Annotated in this window: 17 protein-coding genes; 4 read left to right on the plus strand and 13 right to left on the minus strand. The window is 67.0% G+C overall.

The window, feature by feature from the left end:
- Window positions 1–2 precede the first annotated feature (2 nt).
- Genes AC0CH8_RS16020 through gluQRS form a run of 3 tightly spaced genes read right to left on the minus strand, consistent with a single transcriptional unit; the run spans window position 3 to window position 1668 of the window.
- A complete protein-coding gene (locus tag AC0CH8_RS16020; protein WP_465240752.1) occupies window positions 3–551 on the minus strand; it encodes a cob(I)yrinic acid a,c-diamide adenosyltransferase in 549 nt (182 codons plus the stop codon).
- A 25-nt stretch (window positions 552–576) separates the two neighbouring features.
- The gene (locus AC0CH8_RS16025) at window positions 577–804 is read right to left on the minus strand and encodes a twin transmembrane helix small protein (protein WP_204198959.1); all 228 of its coding nucleotides are present in this window, start codon (window positions 802–804) and stop codon (window positions 577–579) included.
- Window positions 805–813: 9 nt separating this feature from the next.
- Window positions 814–1668, minus strand: coding sequence for a tRNA glutamyl-Q(34) synthetase GluQRS (gluQRS, locus tag AC0CH8_RS16030; protein WP_465240753.1), 855 nt, complete (start codon window positions 1666–1668; stop codon window positions 814–816).
- 80 nt (window positions 1669–1748) lie between these two features.
- Here gluQRS and AC0CH8_RS16035 point away from each other — a divergent pair, with 80 nt between their 5' ends.
- Together AC0CH8_RS16035 and AC0CH8_RS16040 are read left to right on the plus strand one after the other, a co-directional pair.
- On the plus strand, window positions 1749–2315 hold the full coding sequence (locus tag AC0CH8_RS16035; protein WP_318293487.1) for an HNH endonuclease: 567 nt from the start codon (window positions 1749–1751) through the stop codon (window positions 2313–2315).
- Window positions 2316–2341: 26 nt separating this feature from the next.
- Window positions 2342–2746: an EF-hand domain-containing protein gene (locus tag AC0CH8_RS16040; protein WP_204198961.1), complete on the plus strand. Its 405-nt coding sequence runs from the start codon at window positions 2342–2344 to the stop codon at window positions 2744–2746.
- Window positions 2747–2785: 39 nt separating this feature from the next.
- Here AC0CH8_RS16040 and AC0CH8_RS16045 read toward each other — a convergent pair whose 3' ends face one another.
- The 3 genes from AC0CH8_RS16045 to AC0CH8_RS16055 all read right to left on the minus strand — a co-directional run bounded on the left by AC0CH8_RS16045 (window position 2786) and on the right by AC0CH8_RS16055 (window position 3731).
- Window positions 2786–3046: a hypothetical protein gene (locus tag AC0CH8_RS16045; protein ID WP_465240754.1), complete on the minus strand. Its 261-nt coding sequence runs from the start codon at window positions 3044–3046 to the stop codon at window positions 2786–2788.
- A gap of 36 nt (window positions 3047–3082) precedes the next feature.
- Window positions 3083–3382 (minus strand): hypothetical protein, encoded by a 300-nt coding sequence (locus AC0CH8_RS16050; protein WP_465240755.1) that lies wholly within the window; start codon window positions 3380–3382, stop codon window positions 3083–3085.
- Between the two features lie 148 nt (window positions 3383–3530).
- Complete coding sequence (locus AC0CH8_RS16055; protein ID WP_204198964.1) at window positions 3531–3731, minus strand: hypothetical protein; 201 nt, start codon at window positions 3729–3731, stop codon at window positions 3531–3533.
- Window positions 3732–3934: 203 nt separating this feature from the next.
- On the opposite strand from AC0CH8_RS16055, the gene ppc reads away from it, so the two are divergent.
- Window positions 3935–6619 (plus strand): phosphoenolpyruvate carboxylase, encoded by a 2685-nt coding sequence (gene ppc / locus AC0CH8_RS16060; RefSeq protein ID WP_465240756.1) that lies wholly within the window; start codon window positions 3935–3937, stop codon window positions 6617–6619.
- Window positions 6620–6625: 6 nt separating this feature from the next.
- On the opposite strand, the gene AC0CH8_RS16065 is transcribed toward ppc, so the two are convergent.
- The 5 genes from AC0CH8_RS16065 to argH all read right to left on the minus strand — a co-directional run bounded on the left by AC0CH8_RS16065 (window position 6626) and on the right by argH (window position 11481).
- Entirely contained in the window at window positions 6626–7579 is a 954-nt protein-coding gene (locus tag AC0CH8_RS16065; RefSeq protein ID WP_465240757.1) for a zinc transporter ZntB, read from the minus strand.
- On the minus strand, window positions 7576–8331 hold the full coding sequence (locus AC0CH8_RS16070; RefSeq protein ID WP_465240758.1) for a precorrin-2 dehydrogenase/sirohydrochlorin ferrochelatase family protein: 756 nt from the start codon (window positions 8329–8331) through the stop codon (window positions 7576–7578). The genes AC0CH8_RS16065 and AC0CH8_RS16070 overlap by 4 nt, the downstream gene beginning before the upstream one ends.
- Before the next feature lie 170 nt (window positions 8332–8501).
- Entirely contained in the window at window positions 8502–9764 is a 1263-nt protein-coding gene (gene lysA / locus AC0CH8_RS16075; protein ID WP_465240759.1) for a diaminopimelate decarboxylase, read from the minus strand.
- A 122-nt stretch (window positions 9765–9886) separates the two neighbouring features.
- Window positions 9887–10120 carry a hypothetical protein gene (locus AC0CH8_RS16080; protein WP_204198969.1) on the minus strand — a complete coding sequence of 78 codons (234 nt, stop codon included), beginning with the start codon at window positions 10118–10120 and terminating at the stop codon, window positions 9887–9889.
- A complete protein-coding gene (gene argH, locus AC0CH8_RS16085) occupies window positions 10117–11481 on the minus strand; it encodes an argininosuccinate lyase (protein WP_465240767.1) in 1365 nt (454 codons plus the stop codon). The genes AC0CH8_RS16080 and argH overlap by 4 nt, the downstream gene beginning before the upstream one ends.
- A 16-nt stretch (window positions 11482–11497) precedes the next feature.
- On the opposite strand from argH, the gene AC0CH8_RS16090 reads away from it, so the two are divergent.
- Complete coding sequence (locus tag AC0CH8_RS16090) at window positions 11498–12094, plus strand: TlpA family protein disulfide reductase (RefSeq protein WP_465240760.1); 597 nt, start codon at window positions 11498–11500, stop codon at window positions 12092–12094.
- A gap of 359 nt (window positions 12095–12453) precedes the next feature.
- Here AC0CH8_RS16090 and AC0CH8_RS16095 read toward each other — a convergent pair whose 3' ends face one another.
- On the minus strand, window positions 12454–13677 hold the full coding sequence (locus tag AC0CH8_RS16095) for an NF038122 family metalloprotease (protein WP_465240761.1): 1224 nt from the start codon (window positions 13675–13677) through the stop codon (window positions 12454–12456).
- 74 nt (window positions 13678–13751) lie between these two features.
- Window positions 13752–14345 carry a PEPxxWA-CTERM sorting domain-containing protein gene (locus AC0CH8_RS16100; RefSeq protein ID WP_204198973.1) on the minus strand — a complete coding sequence of 198 codons (594 nt, stop codon included), beginning with the start codon at window positions 14343–14345 and terminating at the stop codon, window positions 13752–13754.
- Between the last annotated feature and the right edge of the window lie 571 nt (window positions 14346–14916).

Here is a 14916-nt window from a genome sequence, read left to right on the forward strand (position 1 = left end):
GCTCAGCGCGTTCCCCCCGGAACCCACAGAACGTCGCCTGCGCCGCTTTGGTTCAGCGCCCGCGCAGCTACGAACAGGTAATCCGACAGTCTATTGATATAGGTTGCAGCTACGCGGCTCGCCTCCGGCATCGCGGTCACCGACCGCTCTGCGCGCCGCACGACCGCGCGTGCGAGATGCAGGCCCGCCGCACCGGCATCGCCACCGGGCAGGATGAAGCTGGTCAGCGGCGACAGGTCGGCATTCAGTGCATCGATCGCCCGCTCCAGCCGCTCGACCTGCGTCGGCACGATACGCAAAGCGCCGTCGATGCCACCGGGCGTCGCGAGGTCCGCCCCCAGGTCGAACAGGTCGTTCTGGATGCGAACCAACTCGTCGCGCACCGTCCCGGCCGGGACTGCAACCAGTGCCACGCCCAACACGCTGTTGGCCTCGTCCACGTCGCCGATCGCGGCAATGCGCGGATCGGACTTCGCGACGCGCGATCCGTCGACCAGCCCGGTGGTGCCGGTGTCGCCGGTGCGGGTGTAGATTTTGGTGAGCTTGACCATCGGGGGGATCAGCGCGCGGACAGCGTCAGGTACGGCCCGCCGCGAACAGGATCACGACCACGATCAGCACCGCCAACGCCTGGAAGAAGATGCGCTGCTGCATCATGCGGTTGGATTTGAGCGATGCCTGGCTCGGCCCCTCGCCATGCACCTGCGCATGCGATTCCTGAAGGAAGGAGACGACGCCGCGGACGAGCGCCACGACCGTCGCGATCATCGCGGCGATCAGCAGGATGACGAGGAACGTGTTCATGACACTAATCTAGGCGGTCCGCGCCGAAAAACCAGAGGGCAAGCAGCCCGCCCGCAGCAGGTCGGCCAGGGCACGACCATCCTCCCCCGCCTCACGCAGGGCTGCCAACGTCGGCGCACCGTGCCGCTTCGCCAGCCGCTCGCCGTTCGGGCCGGCCAACAGCGGATGATGACGATAGCGCGGCGTCGGCACCCCGAGCAGCGCCTGCAACAATCGGTGGATATGCGTCGCGGCGAACAGGTCGATACCGCGCACCACGTCCGTCACGCTCTGCGCCGCATCGTCGACGGTGACCGCCAGATGATAGCTGGACGGCGCATCCTTGCGCGCCAGCACGACATCACCCTGCGCCGCCGCCTCGCACGCAACGGGTCCCGCGGTTTCGTCCCACCAGATCAGCGGCCCGGTCCGCGCCAGCGCCTTCGCGACATCCAGTCGCCAGCAATGCGGCGCATCCGTGTCGTCGTCACGCGGCCGGTTTCGGCAGATACCGGGATATACCGCCTCCGATCCATGCGGCGCCGACAGGCTGGCCGCGAGCGCGGCACGCGTGCAGTAGCAGCGATAGACCAGCCCCATCGCATCCAGCTTCGCAAGTGCTTCGGCGTACAGGTCCAGCCGCTGCGACTGGAACACCGGCCCATCCCAGCGAAGCCCCAGCCAGGCGAGATCGGCCAGGATGTCCGCGACATGCTCCGGCCGACTCCGCGTCCCGTCGATATCTTCGATCCGCATCAGGAACCGCCCGCCCCGTATAATCGCGAAGTCGTGCGCGCGAATCGCGGAGGCGGCATGGCCCAGATGCAGCCGTCCGGTCGGGCTGGGGGCGAAGCGGGTAACTATCCCCCCTTGACCCGGAATCATGCTCCGTGCTGTCATCATGGCGTCACGCCGATGGGCGACAGCGCCCGCGAGATCATCGGCGAATTCGCTTGGGAGGGCGCGTGTTTCATCCCGACCTGATCCGGCACCCCGACAGTTGTCCCACGCTCGTGCTCAACGCGGACTATACGCCGCTGTCCTATTACCCGCTCAGCCTGTGGCCGTGGCAGACCGCCGTCAAGGCGATGTTCCTCGACCGCGTCGACGTCGTCGCGCATTACGAGCGGGAGGTGCACAGCGCCAAGGTGTCGCTGAAGCTGCCGTCCGTGATCGCGCTGAAGCAATATGTGAAGCCGTCGCAATTTCCCGCCTTCACCCGCTTCAACCTGTTCCTGCGTGATCGGTTCGCCTGCCAATATTGCGGCGTCGCGCGCGATCTGACCTTCGACCATGTCGTCCCGCGCGCGCAGGGCGGGCGGACGACATGGGAAAACGTGGTCACCGCCTGCGCCCCCTGCAACCTGAAAAAAGGCGGTCGAACGCCGAAACAGGCGGCGATGCCATTGTATGTGGAGCCTATACGCCCCACCAATTGGCATCTGCAGGAACATGGGCGGTCCTTCCCGCCCAATTACCTGCACGATACGTGGCATGACTGGCTCTACTGGGATATCGAGCTGGAAGCCTGAACGACTGGGCTGAATTGGGGATATCGATGCGGATCGTGGTGGCGGGCGTGATGGCGCTCGCAGTGGCGGCGTGCGGCGACAAGGCGCAGGACAATATGGCGGCGGCCGATGCGAAGGCCGCGAACTTCACGCCGCCCTCCGTTACGTCGCGGCTCGATTACGGCGGCGCGATCAGCCGCCGGTTCCGCACGCTCGACCGCAATGGCGACGACGCGCTGACCACGGACGAACTGCCCCGCGCCAACACGCGGCTGACCACCCTCGACCGCAACGGCGACGGCAAGATCACCCAGATCGAATATTCCGAAGGGCTGCTCGCGCGGTTCGATGCGATGGACCTGAACCACGACGGCACCGTCACCTCCGAGGAGCGTGAAGCCTATCGCGGTGGTCAGCGCGGCGCGCCGACCCCGGTCGCGCCGGGGCCGTAAGCCCTGGTTCCGTGAAGACCAGCCGCCCTACCAGCCGCCCTACCAGCCTCTGGGCGAATGGCCGACGCGCTTGGCCACCGCCGCCTCCACCTCGTTGAGCTGCGCGCGGCTGAGAACGCCCGCCGCCAACAGGCTGCGCATCAGTTCGTCGCACAGCGCGGCGAGGAAGTGCAGCTCGTTCCGCTCCTCCGCGCCACGCCCATCATCGCCCAACCCGCCGTCGCCGAGCCCATCGTCAACCGTGAGAAGCTCCACCGGGCTGGCGTCATCGCGCCAGCCCTGATCCAGACCCATATCCATGCCGTCATCTCCTCTACGCGTGTACGCTGACGATGATTACTCCTCCTCGACGTCCCCATAGGGGTTGCCGAGGAATTCGGCTTCGAGGCGACCCAGTTTCTCGCGCCGCTGGAGGAGGAGTTTGGTTAACAGCGGCATGATCTCGATCGCCGCATCGACCTCGTCCTTCCCCGCCTCCTGATCGCACAGCACCTGCATCTGCCGCTTCACTTCGTCCTCGGTCGCCTGAAGCAGGCCCTGCGCCATCCGAAGCTGCGATCTCTGCACATCCTTCGCCAACCGACGCGCCCTGCGCAGCAGGGTGAGCTTGTCGGTGATGTCGATGATGATGGCCACCACGTCCGAATGGCAGCGTCCTGACGGATGTTCCTCAATTACTGGCGCATCGACGCGCCTAAAATGGCGTTAATCGAGCATCGTGGTTAACGTCTGCAGCCACCGCCCCGAACCGGGACATCGCGCATGAAAATTAACCTGCTGCGTGTCAGGACCGCCGGATGGCCTGTTGCACATCGCGGCATCGCGCCTCCCACCAGGGGAAGACGGCGGATTGTGCCGCCATACCGTCGAACTGGTCTTCCATCGTCGACCGAAGGCGTTCGGCCAGCGCGCGCAGCGGCTCCGCGCCGTCGCCGATGAGCGGATCGGCGGCAATGCGCTCGAGCTCGCCGATATCCGCCGCCATCGCCGCGAACTCCCGCGCAACGCCAGCGGAGCGGCTCCCGAAGGGGTCGCTGGACTGACGGATCGGAGCATGGTCATGCCGCACATCTCCCGAATACGCCGAAGACGTTTAACGATTCTGAAGATCGCGACCGGCAGGTCCGCTGTTCGCCGGGCAAGAGCATCATGGTTGACGCCCGCCCTGCCGCAGCGCAGCATCGTCGCATGGCCAGCCTTCCCCCCATCGCGAACAATCCCGACATCCGATACCTCGGCGCGCTGCTCGGCGACGTGATCCGCGCCTATGGCGGCGAGCGGCTGTTCGCGGCGACCGAGACGATCCGCCGTGCCTCGGTCGAACGGCACCGCGGCCTGAACGACGGCGCGTCCGTCGACCTCCAGCTCGAAAAGCTCGACCTCGACGAGACGCTGGATTTCGTTCGCGGCTTCATGCTGTTCTCGATGCTGGCGAACCTCGCCGAGGATCGTCAGGGCATCGCCGCCGACGAGGGCGCGGACGTCGCCTCCGCGCTGCGCCGGCTCGCCGACGAGGGCGTCGATGCCGCGTCGGTACTGGCGCTGCTCGACCACGCGCTGGTCGCGCCCGTGCTGACCGCCCACCCGACCGAGGTGCGGCGCAAGAGCATGATCGACCATCGCAACCGCATTGCCGAACTGTTGGCGATCCGCGACGCGGGGCACGAGGAAACGACCGAAGGCGATCTCGTCGACGAGGCGATCACGCGGCAGATCGCCCTTTTGTGGCAGACGCGCGTCCTGCGCCGCGACCGGCTGGGGGTGGCGGACGAGGTGGAAACCGCGCTGTCCTATTTGCGCGACGTGTTCCTGCCGGTGTTGCCCGCCCTCTACCAGCGCTGGGACCGCGCGCTTGGGCATCGCACGCCGCCCTTCCTGCGGCCGGGAAGCTGGATCGGCGGCGACCGCGACGGCAATCCCAATGTCACCGCGGCCTCGCTGACGCTGGCGCTGGGCCGCGCGAGCGAGGCGGTGCTCGGCTATTATTGCGATACGATCCACGCGCTGGGGGCGGAGCTGTCGATCTCCTCGCTGCGCATCGACATCGATCCCGCGGTCGAGGCGCTGGCGAATGCAAGCGGCGATACCGCCACCAGCCGTCAGGACGAACCGTTCCGCCGTGCGCTGTCGGGCATCTACGCGCGCCTCGCCGCCACCTATCAGGCGCTGACCGGCAAGGGCGCGCCCCGGCCCGGCGCGCTCCGCGGCGAACGCTACCCCAACCCACAGGCGTTCCGCGCCGATCTGGTCACGCTCGCCCGCGCGCTGGCGACGATGGGCGCGGTTAAGGGCGGCGACGGTGCCTTGCGGTCGAGCGGCGCGCTCGGCCGGCTGGTCCGCGCGGTCGACGTGTTCGGATTTCACCTCGCCGCGCTCGACCTGCGCCAGAATTCCGCGGTGCACGAACGCGTCGTTGCGGAACTGCTCGCGATCGCCGGGGTCGACACCGACTATCTTGCGCTCGACGAGGCGGCGCGGATCGCGCTTCTCCGCCGCGAACTCGCATCGCCACGTCCGCTAACCAGCCGCTTCCACGCCTATTCGGACGAAACAGCGTCCGAACTCGCGATCGTCCAGGCCGCGGCGGAGGCGCATGCCCGTTACGGCCCCGCCGCGATCGGCATCTACATCGTGTCGATGGCCAAATCGGTGTCCGACCTGCTGGAGGTGCACCTGCTGCTCAAGGAAGCTGGCCTCTACCGTCCTGGCGACACGCCGACTGCCGCGATTATGGCCGTGCCCCTGTTCGAGACGATCGAGGATCTGGCGGCGGCACCGGCGATCATGACCGACTGGTTCGCGCTGCCGGAAGTGGCCGCGATCGCCGCCGCCCGCGGGCATCAGGAGGTGATGATCGGCTATTCCGATTCGAACAAGGACGGTGGTTACCTGTCCTCGACCTGGGGTCTGTCCAAGGCATCGACGGCGCTCCGCCCGGTGTTCGAGGCGGCGGGCGTGGGCATGCAGCTGTTTCACGGTCGCGGCGGCGCGGTCGGGCGCGGCGGCGGCTCCGCCTTCGCGGCGATCCGTGCGCAGCCGACCGGCACCGTGCAGGGCCGCATCCGCATCACCGAACAGGGCGAGGTGATCGCCGCCAAATACGGCACGCGCGAAAGTGCGGCGACCAATCTGGAGGCGATCGCGTCGGCGACGTTGCTCGCCAGCCTCGAACCCGTACGCCTGTCCAATTCGGAGAACAGCGCCTTCTCCGCGGCGATGGAGACGCTGTCCGGTCACGCCTTCCGCGCCTATCGGGACCTCGTCTACGGCTCCGACGATTTCCGGACCTTCTTCCGCCAGATGACTCCGATCGCGGAGATCGCGAACCTGAAGATCGGCAGCCGCCCCGCCAGCCGGACCAAGTCCGACCGGATCGAGGATCTGCGCGCGATCCCGTGGGTGTTCAGCTGGGCACAGGCGCGCGTGATGCTGCCCGGCTGGTACGGCGTCGGTCAGGCCATCGCTGCGTTCGAGGACAAGGGCCTGCTGCGCGAGATGGCGAAGGGCCGGCCACTGTTCGCCTCCACCCTCGCCAACATGGAAATGGTGCTGGCGAAGTCGGACATGACCGTTGCGGCGCGCTACGCGGAGCTGGTCGAGGACGGTCTGCGCGACCGGTTCACGACCATCCGCGACGCGTGGCACCTGACGCAGGACGGTCTGCTCGCCACCACCGGTCAGTCGCGCCTGCTGGAGGATCACCCCGCGCTCGACGCCTCGATCCGGCTGCGGCTGCCCTATATCGAGCCGCTCAACCTCCTCCAGATTGAATTGATGAAGCGCCACCGCGCCGGCGATCAGGACGAGCGGATCGGGGAGGGTATCCTGCTGTCGATCAACGCCATCGCGACGGGCCTGCGCAACTCGGGCTGACGCGCGTCAGCCCGAAAACCAGTGCTTCCGCAGGAACCACCCGATCACCCCGACCGAAATCGCGATGCACATGCCGGCGATCATGTCGAACGCCCACGGCTCCTTGGCGAACGGCAGCCCTTCCACGTTCATGCCGTACAGACCGGTCAGGAACGTCAGCGGCAGGAACACCATGGCCACGATCGAAATGACGAGCGAGCGGCTGTCGATCTGCTCCGCGCGCAGGTCGGACAGCGTTTCGTGCATCAGCGCAGAGCGTTCGCGGATCGATTCCAGTTCCTCGGCCATGCGCGCGGCGCGGTCGGCGGCGGCGGCGATGTGGAGGCGGTCGTCGTCGCCCAGCCAGTCGCCCGACAACGACGCCAGCTTCTCCAGCGCTGCCCGCTGCGGACTGAGGAAACGCCGATAGGTGATCGCCGCGACCCGCACCTTGCTGACAGTGCGGCGCAGGTCGAAGACGTGGTTGGGGTCGAGCCGCTCCTCGCAATCGTCCAACTGATCGCCCAGATCGGCGACGTCGGGATCGAGGTCGTTGGTGATCGCCGCGGCAAAGGCGGTGATGAGGTCGCCGGGATCGCGAATCTCGCCCTTCGCGACCTCTTCCTTGACGACGCCGACCGCAATCATCGGCTTGCGCGTGACCGAGTAGCAGCGGCCTTTCACGGCCCAGATACGCACCGACGCCAGCAGGTCCGAACTGTCGAGCGGATCGTGCGACCGGCCGCGCAGGTTGAGGAACGCGCCGTGACCGATCGCCTCGCACCGGGGGCGCGTTTCCGTCGCGGTCAGCGCATCGACGATATAGTCGTCGAGCTGCGCCACATCGTGCAGCCACGCGATCGTCTCCGCGTCGATCTGCGGCAAATGCACCCAGACGAGCTGGCACTGCTCCGCCATCGCGCGATCGAGGTCGATCGCCTCCGCCTGGCCGTCGACGATCCGGTAGCAATACGCCTTCATGCCATGTCCAGCCGGATCGAGAGGCCGGGTTCTCCGGTCGGTTCGCCCGCGATCCGCGCGGCATCGGCGCGGGCGCGGTCGAGGATCGCGCGCGGCACGTCCGCAGCGTGGAAGACGCGATCGGCGGAGGCGAGCAGTCTCGCCTGACGCAGGGTCAGGTCGTCCGGGTCGGGCGAGGACAGCGCGATGCGGACGAGCGTCGCGGGCGCGGGCGCCTGCGGATCAGTAAGCCACGCGGCAACGTCGCGCTCCTCCAGCGGATCGAGCGGGCCGGCAGGGGCGAGTGCGGCAGCGATGGCGCGACGCCGCTCGCCACTGTCGGGAAAGCGCGCGCGCAGCGTCGCGCGACCGGCGTGGAGCCCCTTCGCGAGCGTGCCCAGCGAGGCGGGCAGCAACGCCTCCAGCCGCTGACGCAACGCGGCGGCAAGGCCGGCGGAGACGCCGCCGGTGCCGATCGCGACCAGCACAGGGTCACGGTCTACGATCGCGGGCAGCGTGAAGTCGCAGTGATCGGGCCGGTCGACGGCGTTGACGAGGATGCCGCGCGCCTTGAGCCGCGCCACCGCGGCCAGCGCCTCCGCCTCGTCGTCGAGCGCGACGATCGCGAGCGCAGCCGCTGCGTCCTCACCGACGACAACCGCCCCGGCGCGGTCGAGCAGGCGGCGCTTGGCGTCGGCGGCCTCCCCCTCACCCAGCAGGATCACGGGGCGACCGGCAAGGCGCACGAAGAGCGGGAGGCTGTGGAGGGTCATCGGCCTGCGTTGCTCATCCGATGGGGCTTTCTGTCTCACGTCATGCCGGGCCGATCCCGACATCCACCAGTGCGCGAACCGGTTAGCCGGCGGTTGTGGCGAACCGTGGATGCCGGGACAAGCCCGGCATGACGGCTGGGTTTGCTACCCCTCGTGCACCCGCGAACGGACTACCCCTCCAGCCAGTCGGGTACGCGCTCCGCCGCGATCAGCGCCTCCGCCGCGACGCGGTCGGCGACCACCGCATACCGATCGCCGTCGACCAGCACTTCGGGCACCAGCGGGCGGCTGTTGTAGGTCGACGCCATCGTCGCGCCGTACGCCCCCGCCGTCCGCAACACCGCGAGATCGCCCGACGCGACCGCATCGATATCGCGGCCCATCGCGAAGGTGTCCCCGCTCTCGCACACCGGGCCGGCGATGTTCGCGGTCATCCGCTCGCCGGTCGGCTCCACCGCAACGAAATCGTGATAGGCATCGTACAGCGCGACGCGGGCGAGGTCGTTCATCGCCGCATCGACGATGACGTAGGGGTGGACGACGCCCGGCTTCACCCAGATGACTTCGGTCGCCAGCACGCCCGCATTGCCGGCGATGACGCGGCCGGGTTCGAACATCAGCTCCACGTCCCACCCTTCGGTGACGCGCGCGACCATCGCGCCGTAGTCGGCGGGAGACGGCGGCATGTCGCCACTCTTGTACGGCACGCCCAGACCGCCGCCGAGGTCGACATGCGTGACCGTGTGGCCGCTCGCGCGCAACTCCGCGACGAGATCGCCGACGCGCGCATAGGCCGCCTCCAGCGGGGCGAGGTCGAACAACTGGCTGCCGATATGGATCGCGATGCCGCGCAGGTTCAGGCCCGGCAGACCCGACAGGCGCGCATACATGCCCGCCGCCTGATCGACCGGCACGCCGAACTTGTTCTCCTTCATGCCGGTCGAGATCTTGGCGTGCGTGCCAGCGTCGACATCGGGGTTCACGCGCAGCGTCGCCGGCGCGACCAGCCCGCGTTCGGCGGCCAGCGCGGCGAGGACGACGCCCTCCTCCTCCAGTTCCAGGTTGAACTGGCCGATGCCGGCGTCGAGCGCGGCGGCCAGCTCGGCGCGGGTCTTGCCGACGCCCGAGAAGACGATGTCGGCGGGCGGCATCCCGGCCGCCAGCGCCCGCTTCATTTCGCCGACCGACACTACGTCCGCACCATAGCCTTCGTCGGCGAGGACGCGGAGGACGGCGAGGTTGGGATTGGCCTTGATCGCATAGGCGAGGTGCTTGCGCGGCACGTCCTTCAACCCCTCACGGAACACCTGCGCGTGGCGGCGCAAGGTGGCGGCGGAGTAGATGTAGACGGGTGTGCCGACCGCCTTTGCGATCGCGGGTACGGATACGTCCTCGACGTGGAGGACACCGTCCCGATAGGCGAAATGGTCCATGCGATTCCTAAGCTCGATAGCCCCTCCCCTTCAGGGGAGGGGTTGGGGTGGGGCCTCTCCGCCAGCGACGGGCTTGCGGAAGCACCCCACCCCCCGCCCCCTTCAAGGGGAGGGGTGAAAGATCACTGCGGCGGCAGGTTGAAATCGTCGGAGCGGCGCTCTTCCGAACGGCGCAGCAGCTCGTCGTTGCGGAGCGGGCGTTGCTGCGTCGTCGGGGTCAGCAGCTGCGCCGGCGTCGGCGTCGCGCGCGCGCCGACTGGGGCGACGGGCAATTTACCACCGGGCGGCGGTTGCAACCCGTCCGCCGCGCCGCACCCGGCGAGCAGCAACGCCGCGAAAAGAACGAGACGCGTCATGCTTCCCCCCTGGCGACGGCGATCGCCGCGCGGACATTGGCCGGCGCGGTGCCGCCGAAGCTGGTGCGACTGGCGACCGAGGCGTCGACCGACAACACGTCGAACACCCGCGCGTCGATCCGCGCATCGATCGCCCGCAAATCGCCCAGCGGCACTGCGTCGAGCGTCACCCCCAACGCCTCCGCCCGCGCCACCGCGCGGCCGGTGATGTGATGCGCCTCACGAAACGGCACCCCCGCCTCCCGCACCAGCCAGTCGGCGAGATCGGTGGCGGTGGCATAGCCCGATTCGGCGAGCGCGCGCATCCGGTCGGTGCGGAACGTCGCGCTCTCGACCATACCGGTCATCGCCGCAATGCTGAGGCCGAGCAGGTCGTGCGCCTCGAACACAGGCGGTTTATCGTCCTGCATGTCCTTGGAATAGGCGAGCGGCAGACCCTTCATCGTCATCATCAACGACACGAGGCAGCCGGTGATCCGCCCCGAATGACCGCGCACCAGCTCGGCCGCATCCGGGTTGCGCTTCTGCGGCATGATCGAGCTGCCGGTCGACCATTGATCGCTGAGCGCGACGAAGCCGAAGGGCTGCGACGCCCACAGCACGAACTCCTCAGCCAAGCGCGACAGGTGCAGCGAGCATTGCGCCGCCGCGGCAAGGTAATCGAGCGCGAAATCGCGGTCGCTGACCGAGTCGAGCGAGTTGCGCGTCGGCCCGTCGAACCCCAGCGCCTCTGCGGTCGCGTGCCGGTCGATCGGAAAGCCAGTCCCCGCCAGCGCCGCCGATCCCAGCGGACACAGGTTCATCCGCGCCCGCGCATCGGTAAAGCGCGACACGTCGCGCGCGATCATCTCGTAATACGCCATCAGATGATGGCCGAGCGTCACCGGCTGCGCCGATTGCAGGTGCGTGAAGCCGGGCATTACGGCCCCGGCATGCTCCTCCGCCCGCACCAGCAGCGCCGCCTGGAACGCCGTCAGCGCATCCAGCACCTGATCGATCGCATCGCGCACCCAGAGGCGGAAATCGGTCGCAACCTGATCGTTGCGCGACCGCGCGGTGTGAAGGCGACCGGCGACGGGGCCGATCGCATCCGCCAGCCGCGCCTCGGTCAGCATGTGGATATCTTCCAGCGACAGGTCGTCGGGCACGCCGTCCCGCTCATAGCCGGCGGCAACCTGCGTCAATCCCTCGGCAATGGCTTCTGCATCGGCGGGCTGGACGATGCCCTGTTTCCCGAGCATGGCGACATGCGCGCGGCTGCCCGCCACGTCCTGACGCCACATTCGCTGGTCGAAGGGGAGCGAGGCGTTGATCTCGCGCATCACCGCGGACGGCCCTTCGGCGAAGCGGCCGCCCCACATGCTGTTGGAGGTACTCATGCGCTCGATCGGTCTCGTTCTCGTCGCCGGGCTGGCGGTCGCCGGTTGCGATAGGGCCTCGACCCCCGCCGGGCAAGAACAGGCGTCTCCGGACCAGATGGCGAATGCCGTGTCGCCCGACGAAGCCGCGCCGTCGGGTGCTGTCGCGGCGAAGCCCGCCGGCACGATCGACCGCAGTCACAAGGGGGAAGCCGCGCCGACGCTGGCGTTCGTCGACCCGGAAGGCAAGCCGGTGACGCTGGCGACCTATCGCGGCACGCCGGTGCTGCTGAACCTGTGGGCGACATGGTGCGGTCCGTGCGTGAAGGAGCTGCCGACGCTCGACGCGCTGGCCGTGCGCGAAGGGGCGAAGTTGCGCGTCGTGACACTGAGCCAGGACATGGACCCGGCCAAGGCGACCGCGTTCCTCGCGGAGCGCAAATTCAAGGCGCTGAAATCGTGGACCGACCCGAAGATGGCGTGGGTGCCTGCGGTCGCGAGCAACCTGCCGACCAGCATCCTGTTCGACGCGCAGGGCAAGGAAGTGTGGCGCACGATCGGCGACCTCGACTGGACGGGCGAGGCGGCGACGAAGGCGGTGGCCGAGGCGGGGTGATCGTCGCGGGCGGGTCGCTCTCCCTCTGTCCCACCCAGAGGAAATCGGGAGCCTGTCATAACCACGGCACCGGCCGAGCGCGCCAGATGCTTCGCCCTGATCTGCGAGGCCAACGACCTCGAACACTGGCGCGCCGAACGGAGCTACCCGTAGATCAACAGCAAGGTCGAGCGCGTGAACCGGGCTATGTGCGCTTTCACGACGGGCGCCATGAGCGGTTGCGAACGCACCTCGCCGCTTTCATGGTTGGCCGCCACATCTCCCGCCGCAGCAAAACGCCCGGCAGCCGTTCACACGGAACGAGGCGCTACCGGGAGCACCCGGTAGCGCCTCGTGGCGACGGTTGGGCGGCCTCGCGATCAGGCGAAGGACAGCTTGACCGTCATGGCACGCCGCCGCCGCAGCGCGCCGCCGGCGAAGCCGACGCCCGCGATCATCATCGCCCAGCTCGCCGGCTCCGGCACCGCGCCGCCGAGGAAGTTCCGGTAGATCGATGCCGTGCTCATCCGGTAGCCGGGGCGGCTCAGCGGATCGAACGCGATATCCCAGCCGATCATGTCGTACGCCGCCAGATCGAGCGCGGTCACCTCCAGGGTCTGCCCGAACGCGATGGTTGGATCGAGGATCCCCTCCGACGGGTCGCCGCGCGGCGAGTCCTTCCAATGCGATGCCTGTTGCCCGTCGCCGTTCAGGCGACCGGTGGACATCAGCGAGTTGCCGAAGAGCTGGGTCCGCCCACCATCGGCCGACGTGTAGGGCGTGTTCTGCGTCGACCAGTCCAGACGACCGGGCGCGCTGTAGCGGAAGTAATCGAGAGGTGTGAGGATCACGCTCGTCTCTGCCGCCCCGGGAAACTGCATTCCCCTCGGCCCGGTGACCGCGTCATAGATGTCCACGCCGCTGACGAACCCCAGGGCATGTCCGATCTCGTGGATGGCGGTGCCGATGAAATCGAAGCTGTTGGCGGCGATGCCGTTTCGCGGATCGAAGTCGAAGTTGAAATCGCTGCTGAACGTGATCGCGCCATCGAAGGCGTTCTGATTGATGGGAGTACCGTTGGCATCCCTGGTCAGGCCCAGAGCCTTGGCGTTGGCCACGTTGACCGAGGCGACGCCGTTATTGATCGAACCGTCATTATCGAACCGCGTGCGGGTATCGATATAGGCGGTGCGCGTGACGTTGAAGGCATTCGCCGTCGCGGAGAGGTAGGTTTGTCCCCGGTCCCCGTTCGCCAGTGGCTGGAGCGATCCGACCGCCATACGATCCAGTGACGAGGTCGCGTCCGATGCGAGCCGGCCATAGACAGCGGAATTGTCCACGAAGGCGCGAGCCGAAGCGGTCTGACCGACGATGTTGGAGCCCAGCGAGGAGAAGCCGATGCTGAGATTGATGTTGGTGTTGTCACGCAGGACGGACGACCAATAGCTGGCAGCGACCTCGAAGCCGAGGCGGGCCTGCGATCCGACCGCGGCTCCGCCGGAGTCGATCAGGGTAAAGGTCACCGCCTGCGCCGGCGCGATCGAAAGGCCCGCCAGCGTGGTCGCGGTGGCCGTGAGCAGAAGTTTGCGAAGCAATGCGTGCATGGATCACCCTACGAATTTCAGAACATCATCAGGAAATCGGTCCGGCACCTGCCGGACCGATGAGTCGGTTGGTGTCAGGCGGCGGCGGCGAGCGCATTCCGCGAACGGCGACGCAGAGCGCCCCCGACCATACCGATCCCGCCGATCATCATCGCCCAGGTCGCCGGTTCCGGCACCGAGTTGGCGTAGGAGACGCTGTACCTCGCCAGATCCTGGCTCAAGAATCCCGGTTGACCAAAGAATGCAACAACTCCGAAAGTAGCATTCTCGAATCCGGAGTCAGGCAGATCACGATTGATGTTTGTACCAAGCGGATAGAAGAGAGAAAGCACAATAAAGTCCGTCGTCTCAGGGATTTGCGAGTAGAAGGAAATGATATCCAGGAACGCGTCGCTGCTAACGTCGATGGACAGCGGTTGCGTTGCACGCGTCTCTCCGAAGAGATCAAAAGAATGCTGCCACGGGGGAGTTCCTGTATAGACAGCAATGTCAGTTCCTGGCTGACTGAAGTCCCGGCGGGAGGCTGTTCTCGTATCGAACGTAAATCGACCCGACACGTCGCCATTCAGTCGATTTGTCGTACTGGCATATTCGATGGTCACGACACGAGCCTCCGCGGCCCCGGACCACAACGCAAGCGCTGCAACTGCACCAAGATACTTGATCATCTTATGAGCCCCTTATTACGCCAATTGTCTCGGTACGAGCATTGCCCGGATCGACCGGGATCGCCTGTGTGAACGATCGGTTAACAAGGTGTAGCAACAACCACGGCCGAGTCAAAAATACATTTCGCAGGTGAACTCAAGGCATTAGCCGGTTTGTACGGCCCCACCTGATGACAACAGTATCGTCATATTTGAAACTTATATTCACTATAGATTAGGTGTTACTATGTTGCGTAGCGGTATGATGTTTGCGGTGAAGCGGTCTTTTGTCTGGGCGAACGGAGTGTGAGGGGAATGACTGCGCTTGACCGGCGAGCCGGTGAATTGGCGGAGCGCTATTCCTCCAAGGTTTCCAGCGACCCCCACGCGGCGGAGCCGACATGCGGCAGACTTCGGTTCCCGTTTCGGCACCTTTCCAGATGGTCGCGATATCGCGCGCGTCTTCGACAAGGGCGTCCGTGTCGATGCTTCGTCGCTCAGCGGGACATGGGGTCCTAGGGTCAGGACCCATTGATGTGAGAGGCGCGATCTGATTCAGGCTCTGAGAGGAGACTGGAATGAGCGACCTGTT

Source organism: Sphingomonas sp. AC435, assembly GCF_979253005.1.

Bases quoted from the DNA above. Each gene is read 5' to 3' on its own strand.
- AC0CH8_RS16020 (WP_465240752.1), bottom strand. From the start codon at position 551: ATGGTCAAGCTCACCAAAATCTACACCCGCACCGGCGACACCGGCACC.
- AC0CH8_RS16025 (WP_204198959.1), bottom strand. From the start codon at position 804: ATGAACACGTTCCTCGTCATCCTGCTGATCGCCGCGATGATCGCGACG.
- gluQRS (WP_465240753.1), bottom strand. From the start codon at position 1,668: ATGATTCCGGGTCAAGGGGGGATAGTTACCCGCTTCGCCCCCAGCCCG.
- AC0CH8_RS16040 (WP_204198961.1), top strand. From the start codon at position 2,342: ATGCGGATCGTGGTGGCGGGCGTGATGGCGCTCGCAGTGGCGGCGTGC.
- AC0CH8_RS16045 (WP_465240754.1), bottom strand. From the start codon at position 3,046: ATGGATATGGGTCTGGATCAGGGCTGGCGCGATGACGCCAGCCCGGTG.
- AC0CH8_RS16055 (WP_204198964.1), bottom strand. From the start codon at position 3,731: ATGGCGGCGGATATCGGCGAGCTCGAGCGCATTGCCGCCGATCCGCTC.
- ppc (WP_465240756.1), top strand. From the start codon at position 3,935: ATGGCCAGCCTTCCCCCCATCGCGAACAATCCCGACATCCGATACCTC.
- AC0CH8_RS16065 (WP_465240757.1), bottom strand. From the start codon at position 7,579: ATGAAGGCGTATTGCTACCGGATCGTCGACGGCCAGGCGGAGGCGATC.
- AC0CH8_RS16070 (WP_465240758.1), bottom strand. From the start codon at position 8,331: ATGACCCTCCACAGCCTCCCGCTCTTCGTGCGCCTTGCCGGTCGCCCC.
- lysA (WP_465240759.1), bottom strand. From the start codon at position 9,764: ATGGACCATTTCGCCTATCGGGACGGTGTCCTCCACGTCGAGGACGTA.
- AC0CH8_RS16080 (WP_204198969.1), bottom strand. From the start codon at position 10,120: ATGACGCGTCTCGTTCTTTTCGCGGCGTTGCTGCTCGCCGGGTGCGGC.
- argH (WP_465240767.1), bottom strand. From the start codon at position 11,481: ATGTGGGGCGGCCGCTTCGCCGAAGGGCCGTCCGCGGTGATGCGCGAG.
- AC0CH8_RS16090 (WP_465240760.1), top strand. From the start codon at position 11,498: ATGCGCTCGATCGGTCTCGTTCTCGTCGCCGGGCTGGCGGTCGCCGGT.
- AC0CH8_RS16095 (WP_465240761.1), bottom strand. From the start codon at position 13,677: ATGCACGCATTGCTTCGCAAACTTCTGCTCACGGCCACCGCGACCACG.
- AC0CH8_RS16100 (WP_204198973.1), bottom strand. From the start codon at position 14,345: ATGATCAAGTATCTTGGTGCAGTTGCAGCGCTTGCGTTGTGGTCCGGG.